The 17,800-nt window shown below is 62.0% G+C and carries 27 protein-coding genes; 15 read left to right on the plus strand and 12 right to left on the minus strand.

The window, feature by feature from the left end; all coding sequences use genetic code 11:
- Window positions 1-112 precede the first annotated feature (112 nt).
- Complete coding sequence (locus tag VGR99_RS18325) at window positions 113-238, plus strand: hypothetical protein (protein WP_326900175.1); 126 nt, start codon at window positions 113-115, stop codon at window positions 236-238.
- Here VGR99_RS18325 and VGR99_RS18330 read toward each other — a convergent pair.
- From VGR99_RS18330 to VGR99_RS18345, 4 genes are all read right to left on the minus strand, one after another.
- Complete coding sequence (locus VGR99_RS18330) at window positions 235-432, minus strand: hypothetical protein (protein WP_326900176.1); 198 nt, start codon at window positions 430-432, stop codon at window positions 235-237. The genes VGR99_RS18325 and VGR99_RS18330 overlap by 4 nt on opposite strands.
- Before the next feature lie 149 nt (window positions 433-581).
- Entirely contained in the window at window positions 582-947 is a 366-nt protein-coding gene (locus VGR99_RS18335) for a GrlR family regulatory protein (protein WP_326900177.1), read from the minus strand.
- Between the two features lie 192 nt (window positions 948-1,139).
- Complete coding sequence (locus VGR99_RS18340) at window positions 1,140-1,286, minus strand: hypothetical protein (protein WP_326900178.1); 147 nt, start codon at window positions 1,284-1,286, stop codon at window positions 1,140-1,142.
- 352 nt (window positions 1,287-1,638) lie between these two features.
- Window positions 1,639-1,776 carry a hypothetical protein gene (locus tag VGR99_RS18345; RefSeq protein WP_326900179.1) on the minus strand — a complete coding sequence of 46 codons (138 nt, stop codon included), beginning with the start codon at window positions 1,774-1,776 and terminating at the stop codon, window positions 1,639-1,641.
- Between the two features lie 381 nt (window positions 1,777-2,157).
- Here VGR99_RS18345 and VGR99_RS18350 point away from each other — a divergent pair, with 381 nt between their 5' ends.
- Window positions 2,158-2,376 carry a hypothetical protein gene (locus VGR99_RS18350; protein ID WP_326900180.1) on the plus strand — a complete coding sequence of 73 codons (219 nt, stop codon included), beginning with the start codon at window positions 2,158-2,160 and terminating at the stop codon, window positions 2,374-2,376.
- Window positions 2,377-2,661: 285 nt separating this feature from the next.
- Here the strand turns inward: VGR99_RS18350 and VGR99_RS18355 are convergent, their stop codons facing one another.
- Complete coding sequence (locus VGR99_RS18355; RefSeq protein ID WP_007591377.1) at window positions 2,662-2,958, minus strand: HU family DNA-binding protein; 297 nt, start codon at window positions 2,956-2,958, stop codon at window positions 2,662-2,664.
- 247 nt (window positions 2,959-3,205) lie between these two features.
- Window positions 3,206-3,997, minus strand: a complete 792-nt coding sequence (locus VGR99_RS18360) for a helix-turn-helix transcriptional regulator (RefSeq protein WP_326900343.1) — start codon at window positions 3,995-3,997, stop codon at window positions 3,206-3,208.
- A 96-nt stretch (window positions 3,998-4,093) separates the two neighbouring features.
- Between VGR99_RS18360 and VGR99_RS18365 the strand changes: the two genes are divergently transcribed.
- Window positions 4,094-5,644 (plus strand): carboxylesterase/lipase family protein, encoded by a 1,551-nt coding sequence (locus tag VGR99_RS18365; RefSeq protein WP_326900195.1) that lies wholly within the window; start codon window positions 4,094-4,096, stop codon window positions 5,642-5,644.
- 219 nt (window positions 5,645-5,863) lie between these two features.
- On the opposite strand, the gene VGR99_RS18370 is transcribed toward VGR99_RS18365, so the two are convergent.
- Entirely contained in the window at window positions 5,864-6,289 is a 426-nt protein-coding gene (locus VGR99_RS18370) for a GFA family protein (RefSeq protein WP_326900196.1), read from the minus strand.
- Window positions 6,290-6,449: 160 nt separating this feature from the next.
- On the opposite strand from VGR99_RS18370, the gene VGR99_RS18375 reads away from it, so the two are divergent.
- Entirely contained in the window at window positions 6,450-6,752 is a 303-nt protein-coding gene (locus VGR99_RS18375; RefSeq protein WP_326900197.1) for a hypothetical protein, read from the plus strand.
- Between the two features lie 124 nt (window positions 6,753-6,876).
- Window positions 6,877-7,371 (plus strand): hypothetical protein, encoded by a 495-nt coding sequence (locus VGR99_RS18380; protein WP_326900199.1) that lies wholly within the window; start codon window positions 6,877-6,879, stop codon window positions 7,369-7,371.
- Here VGR99_RS18380 and VGR99_RS18385 read toward each other — a convergent pair.
- The 3 genes from VGR99_RS18385 to VGR99_RS18395 are packed head-to-tail and all read right to left on the minus strand — an operon-like array spanning window position 7,368 to window position 8,109.
- A complete protein-coding gene (locus VGR99_RS18385; protein WP_326900201.1) occupies window positions 7,368-7,616 on the minus strand; it encodes a hypothetical protein in 249 nt (82 codons plus the stop codon). The genes VGR99_RS18380 and VGR99_RS18385 overlap by 4 nt on opposite strands.
- Window positions 7,617-7,639: 23 nt before the next feature.
- Complete coding sequence (locus VGR99_RS18390) at window positions 7,640-7,909, minus strand: hypothetical protein (RefSeq protein ID WP_326900202.1); 270 nt, start codon at window positions 7,907-7,909, stop codon at window positions 7,640-7,642.
- On the minus strand, window positions 7,909-8,109 hold the full coding sequence (locus VGR99_RS18395) for a hypothetical protein (RefSeq protein WP_326900204.1): 201 nt from the start codon (window positions 8,107-8,109) through the stop codon (window positions 7,909-7,911). The genes VGR99_RS18390 and VGR99_RS18395 overlap by 1 nt, the downstream gene beginning before the upstream one ends.
- Before the next feature lie 200 nt (window positions 8,110-8,309).
- Between VGR99_RS18395 and VGR99_RS18400 the strand changes: the two genes are divergently transcribed.
- The 4 genes from VGR99_RS18400 to VGR99_RS18415 all read left to right on the plus strand — a co-directional run bounded on the left by VGR99_RS18400 (window position 8,310) and on the right by VGR99_RS18415 (window position 12,459).
- A complete protein-coding gene (locus VGR99_RS18400) occupies window positions 8,310-8,789 on the plus strand; it encodes a cupin domain-containing protein (protein ID WP_326900205.1) in 480 nt (159 codons plus the stop codon).
- A gap of 198 nt (window positions 8,790-8,987) precedes the next feature.
- Window positions 8,988-10,697: an AAA family ATPase gene (locus tag VGR99_RS18405; protein ID WP_326900207.1), complete on the plus strand. Its 1,710-nt coding sequence runs from the start codon at window positions 8,988-8,990 to the stop codon at window positions 10,695-10,697.
- A gap of 295 nt (window positions 10,698-10,992) precedes the next feature.
- Window positions 10,993-11,445 carry a VOC family protein gene (locus tag VGR99_RS18410; protein WP_326900208.1) on the plus strand — a complete coding sequence of 151 codons (453 nt, stop codon included), beginning with the start codon at window positions 10,993-10,995 and terminating at the stop codon, window positions 11,443-11,445.
- Between the two features lie 375 nt (window positions 11,446-11,820).
- Window positions 11,821-12,459, plus strand: a complete 639-nt coding sequence (locus VGR99_RS18415; protein WP_326900209.1) for a glutathione S-transferase — start codon at window positions 11,821-11,823, stop codon at window positions 12,457-12,459.
- Window positions 12,460-12,580: 121 nt separating this feature from the next.
- Here VGR99_RS18415 and VGR99_RS18420 read toward each other — a convergent pair whose 3' ends face one another.
- Window positions 12,581-12,754: a hypothetical protein gene (locus tag VGR99_RS18420; protein ID WP_326900210.1), complete on the minus strand. Its 174-nt coding sequence runs from the start codon at window positions 12,752-12,754 to the stop codon at window positions 12,581-12,583.
- A 5-nt stretch (window positions 12,755-12,759) separates the two neighbouring features.
- Window positions 12,760-13,005 carry a hypothetical protein gene (locus VGR99_RS18425; protein WP_326900212.1) on the minus strand — a complete coding sequence of 82 codons (246 nt, stop codon included), beginning with the start codon at window positions 13,003-13,005 and terminating at the stop codon, window positions 12,760-12,762.
- A gap of 187 nt (window positions 13,006-13,192) precedes the next feature.
- On the opposite strand from VGR99_RS18425, the gene VGR99_RS18430 reads away from it, so the two are divergent.
- From VGR99_RS18430 to VGR99_RS18455, 6 genes are all read left to right on the plus strand, one after another.
- The gene (locus tag VGR99_RS18430) at window positions 13,193-14,512 is read left to right on the plus strand and encodes a site-specific integrase (RefSeq protein ID WP_326900213.1); all 1,320 of its coding nucleotides are present in this window, start codon (window positions 13,193-13,195) and stop codon (window positions 14,510-14,512) included.
- Between the two features lie 2 nt (window positions 14,513-14,514).
- A complete protein-coding gene (locus VGR99_RS18435; protein WP_326900214.1) occupies window positions 14,515-15,087 on the plus strand; it encodes a hypothetical protein in 573 nt (190 codons plus the stop codon).
- Between the two features lie 82 nt (window positions 15,088-15,169).
- Window positions 15,170-15,388, plus strand: coding sequence for a DNA-binding protein (locus VGR99_RS18440; protein ID WP_326900216.1), 219 nt, complete (start codon window positions 15,170-15,172; stop codon window positions 15,386-15,388).
- Window positions 15,389-15,486: 98 nt separating this feature from the next.
- The gene (locus tag VGR99_RS18445; RefSeq protein WP_326900218.1) at window positions 15,487-15,681 is read left to right on the plus strand and encodes a hypothetical protein; all 195 of its coding nucleotides are present in this window, start codon (window positions 15,487-15,489) and stop codon (window positions 15,679-15,681) included.
- Window positions 15,678-16,967, plus strand: a complete 1,290-nt coding sequence (locus tag VGR99_RS18450; protein ID WP_326900219.1) for a virulence-associated E family protein — start codon at window positions 15,678-15,680, stop codon at window positions 16,965-16,967. The genes VGR99_RS18445 and VGR99_RS18450 overlap by 4 nt, the downstream gene beginning before the upstream one ends.
- A 558-nt stretch (window positions 16,968-17,525) precedes the next feature.
- Window positions 17,526-17,792 (plus strand): helix-turn-helix transcriptional regulator, encoded by a 267-nt coding sequence (locus tag VGR99_RS18455; protein WP_326900220.1) that lies wholly within the window; start codon window positions 17,526-17,528, stop codon window positions 17,790-17,792.
- The last annotated feature ends 8 nt before the right edge of the window (window positions 17,793-17,800 follow it).

A 17,800-nucleotide genomic window follows, 5' to 3' on the forward strand; every position in this document is an offset into this window, starting at 1 on the left:
GTTTTCAGTTTCGCGGGACCAAAACGGCAGCAAACAACAATCGCTGCCGCTCCTCCCGGAACGGCTGGTTGCAGGCACGTTGAAAGCATCCCTCGTGCAAGGGAGACCCGACATGCCTGCGTGGCTCGAAATCCTGCTCAATCTGTCCGGCTATGCCGGCTTCGTCGCACTCGCGAGCCGCGGCACGGCGTGCCCGCGCGCGTCTGCCGACGACCGCTTCTATGGTGACGAGCGCTAGTTGGTGTGCGGCGCCTGGCCCGCCGTGCGCACCAGCCGGTCGGCCTTGACCGCGACGCGGGTGCCCTCGAGCTGCGGTCGCAGCGAGAAGCTGATCATCACGAAGGCGAGACAGAACAGCGAGCCGACGATGGCGACGCGCCGGTAGGTGTGGCGGTCACCCTGATAAAAAGACGGTTCTGAAAAAGGTGTCATGTCAAAAGCTGCTTCTTGGCAAAGTCGTTCTTGTCCTTGCAAGAACACCTACTCCAAGCAGCAGCGCGCGCAACGCGATTGGGCTTTTAACCTAACCGAATAGGGTTATCGGTTTGCCCGCAGGCTTTCGTTAGGAATTTGCGGCGCCGTCAGATCTCGGCGAGCCGCTTCAGCGTCGCGCGAAAGCTGAGGCTGCGATTGCCCCCCACCAGCACGATTCCGAACACCTCGGCCTCGTCGTCGGTGAACGTCCCGGAGAAGCCGCTCGTCACCTCCTGCCCGCCGAACAGCGGCCGGACCAGGCTGTCCGCGAACGGCGTATGCTGGTTGGTGGCCAGCTCGCCCTTCCAGCTGCCCTTGTTCGAGGTGCCGCTGCGGACGACGTAGGTGCCGCGCGACCAGAAATACGGCCCGCCGCCGAGCAGCACGCCGTCGCGCAGGATCAGCACGCCGCTGTCGCGGCCCTTCACGCCGTCGAGCATATGGATGTGGATGGAGTAAAGGCCGTTCTTCATGGGAGCGCCCGCCTCGGTCCGACGATAGCGCCGCGGACGGAGAGCGTCGAGACGTGACGCAAGCGGATTTGCGGTTCGCCGGCCGCCTTTGTTCCAGCTTCGACTCCCTTTCGTTCTCGAAGAACGAATCGGAATCGACAAAATCAGCGCGGAGCAAATCTTAACAATTCGTTTGCATGCAAACGAGCGGGATCACGCGGTCTCCTCGGACTTGCACGGCCGCACCTGCGGCACCGACGGCCTGCCCCGGCGCAATCTTGCCTCTCGTCTCGGATGTCGATCGTACCAGAACAGTTTTGCGATCTCGACGAACATCTCGAGAAACCAGCACGCATCCATGTCGCTCTCCCTTGCCCACTGTCTAAGAGGGACAAGCGAACGGGACTGTGCGAAGCGTCACGCCGGGATCGCCGTGACGGACCTGTCTCGCATCGACACAGAAGCCACGGCTTGTTCTGCATCCGACTCCATTTCGTTCCCGAAGAACGAATCGGAGTCGAGAAAATCAGCAGAATGCGATTCCTAACGATCGATGAAAGCGCGCGCTGACAACGAACACACGCAATCGCAACGATATGGCGCCTGACCGACGACACCGTTGCCTGCGACATACGCCTCGTCGCACAAGCCCGGCGGGCGCGCACGCAAAACAAGATCGCGCCTGCCGTCGTCGCGTGCGATCCGACGTGCCTCAAGCCGCCTTCTTCGCTTTGCCCTTCTCGGAAAAGCACTCGAGAATCTGGATGCGCAATTCTTCCGCTGCCGGGCCCTCGAGCTTCCTGAGCTCGTTCCACAGCCTGATCACTTCACGTTGTTTCTCGACGGTCATGGGTCACCTCCAAGGCGACACATAAGAACAAAATGAGAACAAAAAGTCCAGATCCTTTCCAGCCTTCGGGCGAGATTTCCTGTGCAAGGCGCTGAACCTTTTCGGCGGCGCATAGACCTATGGGAGCTGGGGATTTCAGCGCCCAGACATATGGCAGCGCCGCCTGACGAACATATTCCGTCACCGCGGCGCTGTTGCCTTTTGGATTTTCAACCTTAAGTTAGGGATACGGCTGACGGCTAGGCGCTGAAATCCCATCGCCGTCAGTTTGGAAAACCCCGTGCGAAAGCGCGGGGTTTTTCTTGTGCGTTGATCCGCCGGAATGACGTGCGGATGGAACGCACGGTCCGCCCCGGCCGTTACTCTCGCCGAGGGTCAAGCATGGCAAGACAATTCTATGCCGTAGAGGTCGTTCGGCAGATCGAGGAAACGGTCGAGATCGTCGTCGAGGCGAAGGACGAGGCGTCCGCGCAAGCCGCGGCGCTCGATCATCTGAAAGCCCGCGGCAACGAATATGAATGGCTCAATGCCAAATCGGAATTCATCGTCTGGCGCAAGCGGGCGATCGAGACGCCCGCCATCGTCGACGTGACCGCGTGATCGACGCCTTGCTCTGCGCAAATGAAAAAGCTGCGGAACGAATTCCGCAGCTTGCGCATTATCGGTACGAATTCAGTGGTGCCGGCGGCTGTGCGACGCGGCCGACGGCTTTGAAGAACCCCGCAGCTTCTGGCGCGGGGTTTTTCTCTTTTGTGCGCCGGCGATGAACCTTTTCGCCGCTCGCGCGTCTCATTGATGAAGCTTCCCCCAGGCTTCACCCCCATCAGAAAGCCCCGCTTCCCCCAGGCGGGGTTTTCCCCTTTTTACGGCGCGCGATGCGCCGGATCAGACGGAGTCCTTGGCCACCTTGAGCGGTGATGCCTTGACCGACTTGCTGGCGGGCTTGGCCGCGAACTGCATCGGCTCCTTGGTGAAGGGATTGACGCCCATGCGGGCTTCGGTCGCCGGCTTGTTCACGACCGACATCTTCACGAAACCGGGAATAACGAACTCGCCGGACTCGTTGAGCTCCTTGTAGCCGACCGTCGCCATATACTCGATGACCGACTTCACGTCGTTCTTCGAGAGCTGCGTGCCCTCGGCAATTGCGTCGATCAACTGAGTCTTGGTCATCTTCGCCATGTCTGGAATCCTCTGGATTGGGTGGGCGCGAATTGCGATGTAACCGTGCCGGGCACACGACAAAGCCGCGCAGCGCGCTTTGTGGTCATGACAGCGGTCAGGAAGCCACGGGGCTTAGAACCCATCGAGGCCGAAAACGCAAGCTGCAGTTTGACGGGAGTTCCGGCACTTTTTGTGCCTGCCCGTATTGACCGAAGCCCCGCGCGCTATATCGGCCGGCACACGACGAAGATGATTCCGCGCGCCGTCACGTCGTCACCGCGACGCTGTTGATATAGGCAGCCGGCGGCTTTCCCAGCGCCTTCCTGAACATGGTGATGAAGGCCGTGACCGATTCATAACCGAGATCGGCCGACACCTGCTGCACGCTCGCGCCCGAGGCGAGCTCCCGGATCGCGACGATCAGATGCAACTGCTGGCGCCAGCGTCCGAACGTGAGGCCCGTTTCCTTCACCACGAGACGCGCAAGACTGCTCTCGCTGAGCGCGACAGACTTCGCCCATTCGCCCAGCGTGCGGCGGTCTGCGGGATTGTCCGCGAGCACGGCTGCGATCTTCTTCAGGCGCGGCTCGTCCGGCAGCGGCAGATGCAATTGCTGCACCGGCATGTGCGGCAGTTCGCCGAGCAGCACACCGATCAGGCGCTCGCGCCGCGCCTCGTCATGCTGCAGGCCGTCGGATAATGCGACGATCAATTCGCGCAGCAAGGGTGAGATCGAGATGGTGCAGCAGCGCGTCGGCAGCGCGACCAGCTCCGCCTCGATATAGACGAAGAACAGCCGCGCGTTGGCGGTGGCGCGATTGCTGTGCGGCATGTTGCTGGGGATCCAGACCGCGCAATGCGGCGGCACCATCCACAAGCCGTTGGGAACGCGACAGGTGACGCCGCCGCCGAAGGACACCACGAGCTGTCCCTTGCGATGGCTGTGGTCGGGCACCTCGCCTTTGGTCCCGTCGGCATCGACGCGCACGGCAATGACCGGCGCGGACCGGTCGTCCACATCCAGGTCGAGCCAGGGATAACTGAGCGGCTGTCTCATCATTGAAGGTTTTCAGCGATCAATTGCGATTATACGCAAATTCATCCAGTGCGAAAGCCGATAGATCTCTTTCCCAGACATCAAGGAGATGCGCCCGTGCACGCCCTCATGACCCCAGGAGCCGCCGCGCTCAGCCGCATCGTGCGCACCCGGGACGGCCAGGTACGTGGCCAGCCGCGCGACGCGAACGGCGTGCTGGCCTTCAAGGGCATCCCCTATGCCGCGCCGCCGGTGGGGTCGCTCCGCTGGCGCGCGCCGCAGCCGCCGGCATCGTGGCATGGCGTGCGCGATGCGCTGGTCTTCGGCGCCGGCAGTCTCTCGTCGCTCAAAGATGATCCCCGGCCGGGACCGCGCGCCGAGGACTGCCTCTATTTAAATGTCTGGACCGCCGCGAAGGCCGCGGACGAGAAGCGGCCCGTGATGGTGTGGATTCACGGCGGCGGATTCCAGTTCGGCTCCTCCGCCAATCCCTCAACCGACGGCCGCCTGCTGGCGGCCAAGGGCGTCGTCGTCGTCAGCTTCAACTATCGCCTCGGCATCTCAGGCTTTCTCGCCCATCCCGATCTCGATGCGGAAGCGCCATCGGGCAATTACGGCCTGCAGGATCAACTCGCGGCGCTGCGCTGGGTGCAGGCCAACATCGCGGCCTTCGGCGGCGACCCTGACAACGTCACCCTGTTCGGTGAATCCGCCGGCGCCATGGCCGTCGGCATCCTGATGGCCTCGCCGCTCGCCCATGGACTGTTTCACAAGGCGATCGGCCAGAGCGGCGCGTTCTGGGACGGACGGCACGGGCCATTGCAAAGCTTCGAGGAAGCCCGGGCACGCGGCATCGCCTTCGCACGCCGGCAAGGCAACGCGTCGATCGCAGCCCTGCGCAGCATGCCGGCCGAGCAGCTGAACGCCGCCGCGCCCTGGAGCTTTGACCGCGACCACGTCACCGCGGCGTTCTCGCCGAGCATCGATCGGCACGTGGTGCATGATGTGCCCGCGCGGCGCGTCCTGCGCGGCAAGCAGATGCACATTCCCCTGCTCGCCGGCTGGAACGGCGCGGAGGAATACCCCTTCATGTCGCAATCCCTGCCCGCGCAATCGGCGCAAGCCTTTCGCGCCGCGGCCGAGGCGATGTTCAGCACGCGTCGCCTCGCCGAGTTTCTAAGCCATTATCCGGCTGACACCGACGCCGAGGCCAAAACATCAGCCGCCGCACTGACCGGCGACATGGTGATCGGCGAGCAATGCTGGCAGTGGCTGCGGCTGCATCGCGCCGGCAGCGGCGCGCCGACCTACGGCTATCACTTCAACTACACCTCGCCCTACACGCCGATCGCCTCGCACGTCACCGAGATCCCCTTCGTGTTCGGCACGCTGACGCCGCAGCAGATCGTCGGCAGCACCACGCCGCCTGATGAGGCCGACCGCGCGCTGTCGCAGGTGATGATGAGCTATTGGGTCAACTTCGCGACATCGGGCAATCCCAACGGGCCCGGCCTGCCGCCCTGGCCGGCCTATGACGAGACAGACATCGTGCAGATCCTGGGCACGACGGTCGAGGCCGGTCGCAATCCGCAAGCAAAGCGCTTCGGCTTCCTCGGCAGCTTCAGGGAGGACGGCGCACTGCCGATGCGCTGGCGCGAGGCGCTCTAGACGCCCTCGCACGCAAGAGCGATTTCCCTTCGGCCCATCCTTCGAGACGCCCGCCTTAGGCGGGCTCGTCAGGATGAGGACGGAGTACGCGGCAGCAGTTTCAACGGGCACCGATATCGCTTAGCCTCATCCTGAGGAGACCGCGAAGCGGTCGTCTCGAAGGACGAGGCGCGCGCTCAAGCCGTCCCAAAACATCAGATGCGATGAGCCTATCGATCCTCACTCCGCCGGAATGAAGCGCAGCGTGCCGGCGCGACGTGTCGGCTGGCCGGTGTCGTTGGTGTGGTTGACGCCGTCCATGACCGGCACCTCGGGGAAGTCGAACGGGCTGACGCCGTCGAGGCACGCCACGTTGACGGCATAGAGCGTCGTGTCGGAGCGACGCTGATGATGGGTGTAGATGCCGCAGCGGGAGCAGAAGAAGTGCTGCGCCGTTCCGGTGTGGAAGCGGTAGCTCGTCAGCGCGTCCTCGCCCCGAAGGAACCTGATCCCGCCCATCTCCGCCATGACGACGACGGCGCCGCGCATCCGGCAGTAGGAGCAGGTGCAGCGGCGGATCGAATTGAAGCCGTCGCTCAGCGTCGCCTCGAAGCGCACCGCGCCGCAATGGCACTGCCCTGCCCGGATGGTCCTGTCCTCGGCCATGTGCCCGTTATCCCCAGTTCCGATCGTTTCGCGCGTCTCAGTCCCGCTTCTCGAGTCACCTCATCGTGAAACTTGTGACTGAGACCGCGTTGTTGATACTTCAGTAACCCAACGCCTCCAAGCTTCGGATCAGTAACCGTTGCGTTGGAGTACCCCCACAGTGCTGGATTTTGACGAGCTGCGTGAACTCGCGGCTGATGTGCGTATTTTCGTCGACGTCGCCGAAGACAAGGCCGAGGCGCTGAGAGCCGTCATCGCGGCTTACGACGTGGTGCTGGCGATCTTCCCGACCGAGGAAGGCATGGGCCTCCACGTCATCAAGGGCAAGGAGATCCTGGACAGGATCGCGACATCGCGCACCCACGCGATCTACAGCCACACCGCGATCGCGGTTCCCGATCTCGAGCATGCGCGCGCGCTCAAATATCTGACGACGCCGGTCGAGCAGCGGATTGCGGCGTAGCCAATAGCGGCGCCAGCGTCGATTGGACGCGCTGTCGCCGCGCATCTCCCACGACGATCACATCTAGCCTGACTGGCGGGATGCTCCGGCTGTTGTATGGTCGGATGTTTCTCGTGAGGGCCTGATGAAGATTGCCATTGTTATCGCCGGCTTGATCGTTGTTGCGGTGGCCGCCCTCGTGGCGATCCAGCCGGGCTTCTTGAAGCCTGCCTCGCTCGCGCTCGTGAAGAAGTCCGACATCCTCGGCTTTTCGCCCGGCATGACATCCGAGGAAACCGACAAGGTCATCACGCAACGCCGCTACCGCTGCCGCCAGCTTCGCGACTCCTACACCCTCGAATGCGCAGCCGACAGCGCCAGGCTCACGATCGACAGCGACGATGCCGACGCCAGGCATCCGATCTGGCGCGTCAAGGCGGAGTTGAACAATCCGGGCTCCCAGGACGCCGCCGTCAAGTCGATCTCCGACCAGTACAACACCCAGCCGACCAAGGACGCCCGCGAGGGATGGATCTGGATCGTCGGCCGTGGGCTGAAGCTGAGCTACAACGGCGCAGCGTTGAAGCTCGTGGACGAGGCCGAGGAGGCACGGCGCAGCAAGGACGGATCACAGCGCTAATCCCTGGTCGCGAAGTGGCATCCGAGCGCCACCAGGACCAGCGTAAAATTCACGCCGAGCAGGATCCGCAAGGCCGATCCCGTCTCGCCGCCGACATACCTGACGTCGTGCCGGTGCGCGTAGCGTTCGGGATGGGCGGCATCGGGCTGCCCGGGTGAGATCGTCAAGAGCATGAGCCAGGCGACGGTGCCGCACAGCGCCGCAACCCTCGCAATCCTTCCGAGCCTTTCAAGCCAGCTCTTCATGGCGCCCTCCGTCGCCGCGCTCCTCAGGTCTTCGGCGCAGTCAGCAGCTTGAGAACGCTGAGAATGACGAAAGCACCGAAACCGTAGCAGAGCGCATTCACGAGCCAGGAAATGGCGATGCCTGCGAAGGGAGAGCTTCCGACCGCTCCCCAGAACAGATACGCCGCGCTGACGCCAGGCCATTCCAGCGAAAGAAACGCGTAGTCGGTGAGCGGCTCCAGGGCGAGGAGCACCGCCGAGATCAGCGCGCCGATCGCCAATGCGATGATGAGGTTCGTCTTCACGGAAGGCATCAAAGACCCAGCAGCCCAATGACAACAGGAATGAGGAAATAGGCTGCGAGCCCAAGAAGGCCTCCGACGATGAAGCGTGCAGTGCGGCCGTGAATTTTCGGCTCGAGCCACGTACAGACGGCCACCACAGCCCGTCCCAGCCAGTTGCGAACGAGGCTTGCGGCGATGTCGAACAGCAGTTCTGCAAGGAATGCGGCCATGGCGTTTGGTCGCTGCCACCTCCGCCGGGGTTCATCAGGTCAGCCAGCGCAACCGCCCGCAGGACATCTTGGAGGCGATCGCAGACGATCACGCATGCACGCCCTGCGCCTACCTCTGCTTGCCTTGGCGACAGGACGGGCTAGCATCCCCTGCAACCACAAGGCGTCAACCCAATCGGCGCCGATCAAGGGAGGTCCTCATGACGACACGCCGCGCCTCGAGCCGCGCCCTGCGCCTTCTGCTGTTGCCACTCGCCTTCGCCGCCACGCTCAGCGTCGGCTCCGCCGCCGAGCTCAACCCCGCCGCCGTCACGTATAAATTGCCGGACCAGATCCCCTGGGGCCCGGTCGACGCGCGCGGCGCGCAGACGGCCGTGGTCGTCGGCGATCCCAACAAGCCCGGCTTCTACATGGTCTACAACAAGTGGACCAAGGGCAATCATTTCAGCCGCCCCCACTTCCACCCGAACGACCGCTACATCGTGGTGCTGCAAGGCACTTGGTGGGTCGGCTCGGGTGCGAAATTCGATCCCGAAAACGGCACCGTGCCGATGCCGCCGGGCAGCTTCGTCACCCACACCGGCAAACAGGTGCATTGGGACGGCGCCAAGGACGAGGACGCCGTGCTGCTGATCATGGGCGAAGGCCCGGCGACAGCAGCGGCGGCGGAGGAGAAGTAGAAGGAGGGGATCGATCCTATGCGGTCTTGAACCGTTTTGAGGCCTCAGTAACCCGTACACTGAGCGGAAAAATCTCTTTCAGAAATTCTGCAGGCTTGCTTTTTTTGAAACTCAGTCTCTTTATTCGGGAACCCCGCCTTTTCTGCACCCTTTGGGTGCATTACGCCCGCAATTCGGCTTACGCAAAAGGTCTATTCAGTGACGCGCCTTGCCTCAGTCGTTGTCCGGCGATTCAAGCTTATCCAATCCGCGGAAATTCCATTGGACGACGTTACGCTTCTGATTGGAGCAAATAACTCCGGCAAAAGCAGCGTCCTTCAGGCGATCCACTTTGGCGTGTCGATCGCTCAGACCGCCCGGCTTGTGGGTGAAGGCGTCGCCTGGAGACAGGACACGTTCGAGCTTTCGTATAACCCGTCACAACTCTTGTACTCACCAGTCGCCGACGTTCATTCCCTTGCAACAGGCGGCGAACTCCAGGAACCACGACCGAGCCAGATCGAGATCGAATTTCGAGGTGACGACGGCAGCAGGGCCGTCGTCGGCCTTCGGCGCGGGCGCAACAGGAACATCGCTATTTCGATTACCGGTCGATTGTTGGGCGAACAGTTGATGTCCCTCACGTCGCCATTCACCGTTTATGCACCAGGGCTGGCCGGCGTCCCAAAAGAAGAAAAGTTCATGTCGCCGGGTGTCGTGCGGCGCTTCGTCGCCAGAGGCGATGCTAACCTCACCCTTCGAAACGTGCTCCGCATGCTTCGCCAGGACGGCCCTGCGTGGAACGGCTTTGTCGATTACATGCGTTCGATCTTTCCGGGCATATCGATCGAAATCGACTTCGACGAGAACACGGACGAGAACATTGAGGTGTTCTTCCGGCCTCAATGGACGCGCTTTCCTATCGACGCGGCGGGCACATCCATTCTACAGGCCTCCCAGATCGGCGCCTATATCTTCCTCTTCCGACCGCGCGTGCTCATCCTTGATGAACCCGACTCCCACTTACACCCAGACAATCAACGGACACTTTGTGAATTGGTGTCGCGCCTCGCCAGTGAACGTGACTTCCAAGCGATCATCAGCACTCATTCCCGCCATGTCCTCGATTGCCTCAAAGACATGAGCCGCATCATTTGGCTAAGTAAGGGCGCCATTGTTGATCAACCGGACATCAATACCACGGAAGTTCTGCTCGACCTGGGGGCGCTGGACTCAGTCGACTACTTTGCTGACGGCGAAACACGGTGCGTCGTTGCGACCGAAGACACTGACAAGGATGCGTTGAAAGCTATTCTTTGGAGCAATGGGTTTGTACCCGATGACACTGAAGTCGCGTCGTATGCCGGTAGTAGTAAGGCGGACGCCGCGATCGTGCTGGGCCAATTCCTCACAGATAAGGCGCCTCACGTGAAGCTCGTTATCCACCGCGACCGCGATTACATGAGTAACGAGTTTGCGGAACGGTTTACGGAACGACTGGTGGATGCCCACATCCACCCGATGCTCACTTCTGAGAGCGACATTGAGAGCTATTTTCTCATGGCCGGTCACATCTCCGCTGTCAATCCATTCCTCAGCGTTGAGCGCGCTCAAGAGTTGCTGGACATCGCAACCAACGAAACCCGTGAGCGATCCATCGAGGCCATGATTAATCTGCGTACCGAAGAAGCATTCAAACGCCGCCAGCAAGGTCAGGGAAATCCCAACCACGGACAAATCGCTATGACGGCTGCTGCGGACTACGACGCCAACCCAACCCGGTATCGACGCGGTAAGATCGTTGTGAAACGCCTTAAAACTCTCCTCAATCAGGAGATGAACGGACATGGACAGATATTCGCCGCCAGCCCCTTCTTAATCAGACCCGAGCTACTAGCGATCAAAACGGTGATATGGCCGCCCGCTTGACCGAAAAACCCAGAATTGCGGTGACGGTGCAGTCCAGTGCACTCAACTCACTCATGCTGTCACTGTAATTATCGTGTCTCACTTCAGGGGTGCAGTCCAGTGCATTAAACTCATCCGCGTCGCGGCTTACGCCGCAGCACGCTCGTCCACGTTTAGCTAGCTTATTGCACCATCCGCCCCGCCCCTTCACGCACATTTGCCCCCGCCCCCTGCCCCTCCTCCCACTTTCCTGCTATCTCCTACCCCCGCCGTCCCGGCCCAAACCAAAACACCTCCGCATCAGGGAGCAACAACCATGCGTTACCTCCACACCATGCTGCGCGTGCGCAATCTCGATGTCGCGATGAAGTTTTACCAGGATGCGCTGGGGCTGAAGGAGGTGCGGCGGATCGAGAACGACAAGGGGCGGTTCACGCTCGTGTTCCTGTGCTCGGCGGACGATCTCGAGGCGCTGAAGAAGCAGCCGTCGAGCCGCGGAGCGCCGCTGGTCGAGCTCACCTACAATTGGGACGAGGAGAAGTATGGCGAGGACCGCTTCTTCGGCCATCTCGCCTATGAGGTCGACGACATCTACGCCACTTGCGCGCAGCTGCAGAAGGCCGGCGTCACCATCAACCGTCCGCCGCGCGACGGCAACATGGCCTTCGTCCGCTCGCCGGATTTGCACTCGATCGAGCTGTTGCAGAAGGGCGATCCGAAGCCGCCGCAGGAGCCCTGGGCCTCGATGCCGAACACCGGCCATTGGTAAGCCTGCGCAGTAGGAACAAGCCCCCGCCCCCGGCGTTCACCTCCAGACAAAGCGATTGGAGGAGAACGCGATGGGACGCGGAATTTTGCTGTGGCTGCTGGGCGTGCCGATCCCGGTGATCATTCTGTTGTGGCTGTTCTTCGGCCACTGACGGCAGGCTCGGTTGCAACGAAAGCTCCGCCTCGGGCGGAGCTTTTTGCATGAGGGGCTCGGCGCAATCGCGCATCGCTGGAGCTGCAAAATTCCGCTACGAGATGGCCCGTAGCCCGGATGGAGCGACGCGTAATCCGGGATCTCGAAACAAGTTACAGCGGCCCCGGATTGCGCTTCGCTCCATCCGGGCTACGAAGCGAAGAATGCCGCGGGTGGAGTTTCATGCCGGACCACAAGCTGACGATCTGGGGCCGCGCCAATTCGGTCAACGTGCAGAAGGTGCTGTGGTGCCTGACCGAGCTCGGCCTTGCCTACGAGCGCATCGACGCCGGCATGCAATACGGCAAGACCCGCGAGGCCGACTATCTCGCGATGAACCCCAATGCGCGAATCCCGACGCTGGTCGAGGGCGACTTCGTGCTGTGGGAGTCGAACTCCATCATGCGCTATCTTTGTCTGGCGCATGGGCGCGGCACGCCGATCTATCCGGAAGCGCCGAAGCTGCGCACCAGCGTCGACCGCTGGCTCGACTGGACGCTGTCGGCGGTGCAGCCGGTCGACCGCCCGGTGTTCTGGGGCATCGTGCGCACCGCGCCCGCCGAGCGCGACATGATCCAGGTGCAGCGCGATGCCGATGCCGCCGCCGAGGTCTGGGCGATCGCCGATCGCCTGCTCGCCACACGCCGCTTCATCGATGGCGACCAGTTCACCCTCGCCGACATCGCGATCGGGTCCTATGCGCGGCGCTGGCTCGGCGTCGAAGGCATCACCCGGCCGGCGCAGCCGCACCTGACGCGCTGGCTCGCCGAGCTCGGCAAACGGGATGGATTCGCACGGTTTGTCGCACCGCCGATGTCGTGAGCCGCCGGCGCGGCTTAAGCTGCGCTGAGCCCACGATGAATCGCCGCTTCGGCGCAGGCGAAAATCATCGCCGCCGCACTTGACGGCTACTGTGCATGGGGTTGTTTTCTCAGTTTTTGTGTCAGGGCGCGTGCCAGCCGCGCTCGACCAGCAGCACGCAGACGATCAGCGCCAGCGTCACGACGGCGGTGGCGAGCTTGGCGGTCCAGCTCAGGCCGCGCCCGACCCACCACAGCAGCGCGCAATACATCACGAAGGGAACGATGAGGTCGGGCCGCATCAGATCCGGCGGCATGGGCGTTACCGCCTGACCGTGGTCTCGACGCTGACCGAGCCGCCGATCTTCACGCAGGTGCCGGTCGCCTCGACCCGATAGAAGCCACGGCCATAGGAGGCGCAGGAGCCCGCCTTCGCCGCGGTGCCTGCCCCCTTCAGCGGCAGCGTCCTGGTCGCCTGGGACGGCTCGGCAGACGGAAGACGCAGGCTCTCGGCCGCGGTCGCGGACGTCGCCAATAGCGGGATGAGGATGAGAAGCGGGGCACGCATGCGGCCCTTCTAACCCGGACCGGGTGGCGCTCCCTAGCGGAATCGAACCGCTCTCTCCACCGTGAAAGAGATGAGAATAAGTCCATAGCGGTCCACCTCAATCCAAATACGCGAATTAATCCAACGAAAACTAGCACATGGAGCCATGCCAGTCCATTGACGTCCAGCCATGGATATTGGACACTTGTTGGACACGACGCTTTTTCAACCGTTTCAAGGTGAAGCGATGGCCCGGACAGTGCGCGATGCGAACCTGGAGAAGAGAGAAGCCCGACGGCGCCTGGAGGCGCGCGGGAAGCCCTATTACCGGGTGATGGAGGAAGGTGTTCACCTCGGCTACCGGCGGCTCAAGGCCGGCGCGGGCAACTGGGTGGTGCGGAGCTACGTCGGCGATCAAAAGTACGAGGTCGAGACCATCGGGCCGGCCGACGACCTATCAGACGCCGACGGCGTCAAGATCCTGAGCTTCTCCCAGGCCCAGGCGAAGGCTCGCGAGCTCATGGTGGAGCGTGCCAACAAGGCGGCGGGCAACGCCGGCCCCCTCACCGTCAAGGCCGCCGTAGAGGACTATATCGGGTTCCTGGAGGCCAAGCGAAAATCGGCGAAGTTCAGCCGCTACGCCGCCGATGCGTTCATCCTGCCCGAGCTCGGCGAGATCGAGGTGAAGGATCTGACAAAGGACCGAATCGAGACTTGGCACCACGGGCTTGCCAAGGCCGGCGCGCGGATTCGGGTGAAGAAGGGAACCGAGCAGCGGTTCAAAGAGGTCACCGATCCGGAGGAGCACCAGCGGCGCCGCAGATCGACCGCAAATCGCATCCTGACCGTCCTCAAGGCCGCGCTGAACAAGGCATGGCGGGAGGAGAAGGTGCCATCAGATGCCGCCTGGCGGGCCGTGGAGCCGTTCAAGGGCGTTGATGCCGCCCGGGCCCAATATCTCGAGCTCGCGGAGGTGACCCGGCTGCTTAACGTTTCAGACCAAGCCTTCCGCCGGCTGGCCCGTGGTGCCGTGGAGACCGGCGCGCGCTATGGCGAGCTGGCGCAGCTAAAGGTCGTCGACTTCAGCCACAACTCGGGCACGGTATCGATCCGGAAATCCAAGTCGAGCAAATCGCGGCACATCCACCTGACGGAGGACGGCGTCGCGTTCTTCCGCTCAATCACTGCCGGCCGGGCCGGCACCGCTTTCCTGTTCCTCAAGGAGAACGGGGAACCGTGGAAAAAGGACCATCAGAAGGATCCCATGCGAGAGGCTTGCGCGCGGGCGAAGATCGATCCGCCGATAGGATTTCACGGACTGCGCCACACCTGGGCGAGCCACGCAGTTATGAACGGCGTTCCGCTGATGGTGGTGGCCAAGAACCTCGGGCACAGCGACACCCGGATGGTCGAAAAGCACTATGGCCACCTGGCGCCCAGCTACGTCGCCGATGCTATCCGCGCCGGCGCGCCGCGGTATGGCGTCGTCGAAGATGGAAAGGTATCGGCGCTGCAGGACGGAACGTGATCATGGCGCCGCAGCAGTTGTTCAAGCAAGAGATCGAGGCATATCGCCGCGAGCTTGGACCAAGCGAAGACGATCGAGAGATCCTGCTCATGCACGCCATTCTCGATCGCTGGCAGGAGCATCCCGATGCCGATAAAATCTGGAAAAAGGTCTCCACGACCGTTCCAGGCCTTTCCGCTCAGTCCTTCATTGGCGGCGTGCTGCATGTCTGCGAAATGTCCGACAGGCTACGCCACGTCCTCGAAGAATCACCAGCGCTGGTTGCCCGCGCCCGCCGTTCGGCCGAAAAGGATGATGATGCCGATCAATATGAAATCGCGGCCTGGAAGCGACGGGGAGCGAAAACCCTGCTCGACGATGCTGACCGGCTGGTTGGCCGCAAGAAGGAAGGCTCACACCGGCAGGAATTCATGCGAATGACCAGCCGCATGGTCATGGAGAATTGTGGCCAGTACCTAGACGATGTTGTGGCTTCGCTAACTGAGATCGCCTTCGGCGATACGACTGACGGCCGCGCCGTCCGCGATGCTCGGCGGTCAGCCGAGCGCCGCCGGGACATTCGACCCTCAAAATAGCGATCGAATGTCCCTCTAAGATCCCCTGCAAATCAGTCCAATTCCGTCCACGGTTCATCACGTCACCTTGGATGGAAAAACAATGGACACGACGATTCTCACGGCCTCGAAGCGCTCGTTCCGAGTGGATGAGTTTGCTGCCCGCAACTCGATCTCCAGGTCGCAGGTCTACATCGAATTGAAGGAGGGGCGCCTCAACGCCCGTAAGGTCGGCAGCGCGACCCTGATCACGATTGAAGACGAAAGCGCCTGGCTGGCATCCCTGCCCCAGACCAAGTCACTCGACAATCAAGCCGCCTGAAACGAGAAACGCCGCCCCTGGCCGGGCGGCGCTCGCTTTTGTTCAACAGCAGATCGATCACACCGATGCATGTAGCGCAACAGGCTTCTCGCCGCAACATGGCGGCCTCCGCCGATCCGATCGAAGTCTTTCGAGCCCGCACGTGGGCAGTCGCGAAGCTTCTTGAAAATCACATGATCGCTGACAAGCCGACCGCGGTGGACGGCCTGTGGAGGTTTGCCGCGACGAGCGGCGTAATCCGGGAGATCGGCATCGACGCAGCGCAGGCGATCCTCGCGGAGGCATTCAGGTGAGCGAGGATACTTGGCGCAAGCAGTTGATCCTATCGCCGTCCGGCGCACCTAAGCCCCTTCTGGCCAACTCAATAACGGCGCTCCGCGACTGCCCCGCCTGGGAGGGGGCGTTGTCGTTCGATGCGTTCGGTATGCAGACGATGCTTGACCGGGCGCCGCCTTGGCAGATCGACACCGGATGGGATCCGCGCGCATGGACGCCGCAGGACGACTTGCTGGCCGCGGACTGGATGCAGCGGCAAGGTATCGGCATCAACGTGGCGACGATGTCGCAAGCAGTAGAGGCGGTCGCCCACGATCGCGAGTTTCACCCGGTCATCGACTACCTCGAGGGTCTGCAGCACGACGGTGTGATCCGATCTAAGGGCTGGTTGACCAAATATTTGGGTGCCGACCAAAGTGCCTATCACGACCAGGTCGGCCGAGCGGTGCTCGTGGCAGCGGTGGCTCGCATCTACGACCCGGGATGCAAGGTCGACACGGTACCGATCCTGGAAGGCCCCCAAGGCGCCCGGAAATCGACCGCCATAAAAGCCCTTTTCCATCCCTGGTTCACTGACGAGATCGCGGACCTCGCATCGAAGGACTCTGCGATGCAGACACGCGGCGTCTGGGGCATCGAAATTTCCGAGCTCGACGCCATGTCTCGCGCCGAGGTTTCCAGGATCAAGGCCTTCATCTCGCGGACCACCGACCGCTTTCGGCCGCCGTACGGGAACAGGGTTATCGAGAGCCAGCGATCCTGTGTTTTCTGGGGCTCGACCAATTCGGACGACTACCTGAAGGACGCAACCGGCGGCCGACGCTTCTGGCCCATCAAGGTGGGGAAGATCGACGTGGACGCTCTGCTTCGCGATCGCGATCAGCTCTGGGCGGAAGCAAAGAAACTTTTCGACGCGGGCGTGCACTGGTGGCTCACTGGGGCAGAGGTTGCGAGAGAGGCCGAGGAGCAACAGCGGGACCGCTATGCTGGCGATCCCTGGGACGCTGCTATCGAGCGATACGTCAGGGGAGAAATGGACGTCACCGTCGAGAAGGTTTTACGGGAGGGCCTTCATCTCGACCTGTCGCGCTGCTCGCAGATCGAGATGAACCGAGTGTCGCGATCGCTGAGGACGCTTGGGTATGTTCGGCACCAGCGCCGAAGTGGTGACAAACGCCTCTGGGTCTACCGCAAACTGGTGACAAGTGGTGACAGAACGACGTCTGGCTCGAATGTCACCACTCTTGAACTGGTGACAAATGCTGAAGTGGTGACACGCGAAGTAGTTGAGAAACAAGCATGATCACCAGTGTCACCACTGTCACCACTATGTCCTTAGACGTGAGCAAGTGGTGCTTTTATAGGCTGTATGGAAACGAGTGGTGCCAACTGGTGTCAGTGGTGACAGAGGGCGGGATTGAGCTCGTTCTTCAAGCGAAACTATTGATACCCGAAATCTCGCGATCGACTTGGAAAATCCCCGATCAACGCTGTCACGAGCGATGCGCCAGCGTGTGCATCCTCAAGCCATACGGCAATGAAAATCAACGCTCCACTTCGACAAGGTGGAGTGCGGCGACAAATATCCCAGCAGGATCAGTGCGCGCGGTCCTTGATGTCCAAGGGTTGTCCAATATCCCGCGTGGAAGGACACTAAAATACGCGCGTAACGCAGTGGATCTGGCAGTGGAAGAATGCGCGCGATCTGCGGCCCGATGGCCTACTGCGTCCGTTCGATTTTCCAAAAGCACCCCCCTGGGGGGAATTTCCCAGTCGTCGCCAATTATCGACGACCACCAATTCTTTCGCGGCCCTGGTCCCCAAAAGTGGCGTTTCGCTGCGTGTCGCAAGGGGCGCACCCGTGGCTGATCCGATCCGCACCGCACCTGGTTTCGTCGCCGTGTTCGTGGACCGCGCTCGTGCGCTCGGTCTGAGCCATCGGGAGGTCGATGAGATCGCCGGCTTGGGCGAAGGCTATTTTTCGAAACTCGCGTGCGGAGATCGCCGGCCGACGGCTTCGACGATCGAGAAGCTGTGCGGCGCGTTGCATCTGGCGTTTCTGCCGTGCGCGACAGGCGCCGCCCAAATGGGCGTTTGTGAAAGCGACGAATACAGCGATCATCGGTGAAACGAAAG

It is taken from the genome of Bradyrhizobium sp. (genome assembly GCF_035935975.1).
Taxonomy (GTDB): Bacteria; Pseudomonadota; Alphaproteobacteria; order Rhizobiales; family Xanthobacteraceae; genus Bradyrhizobium.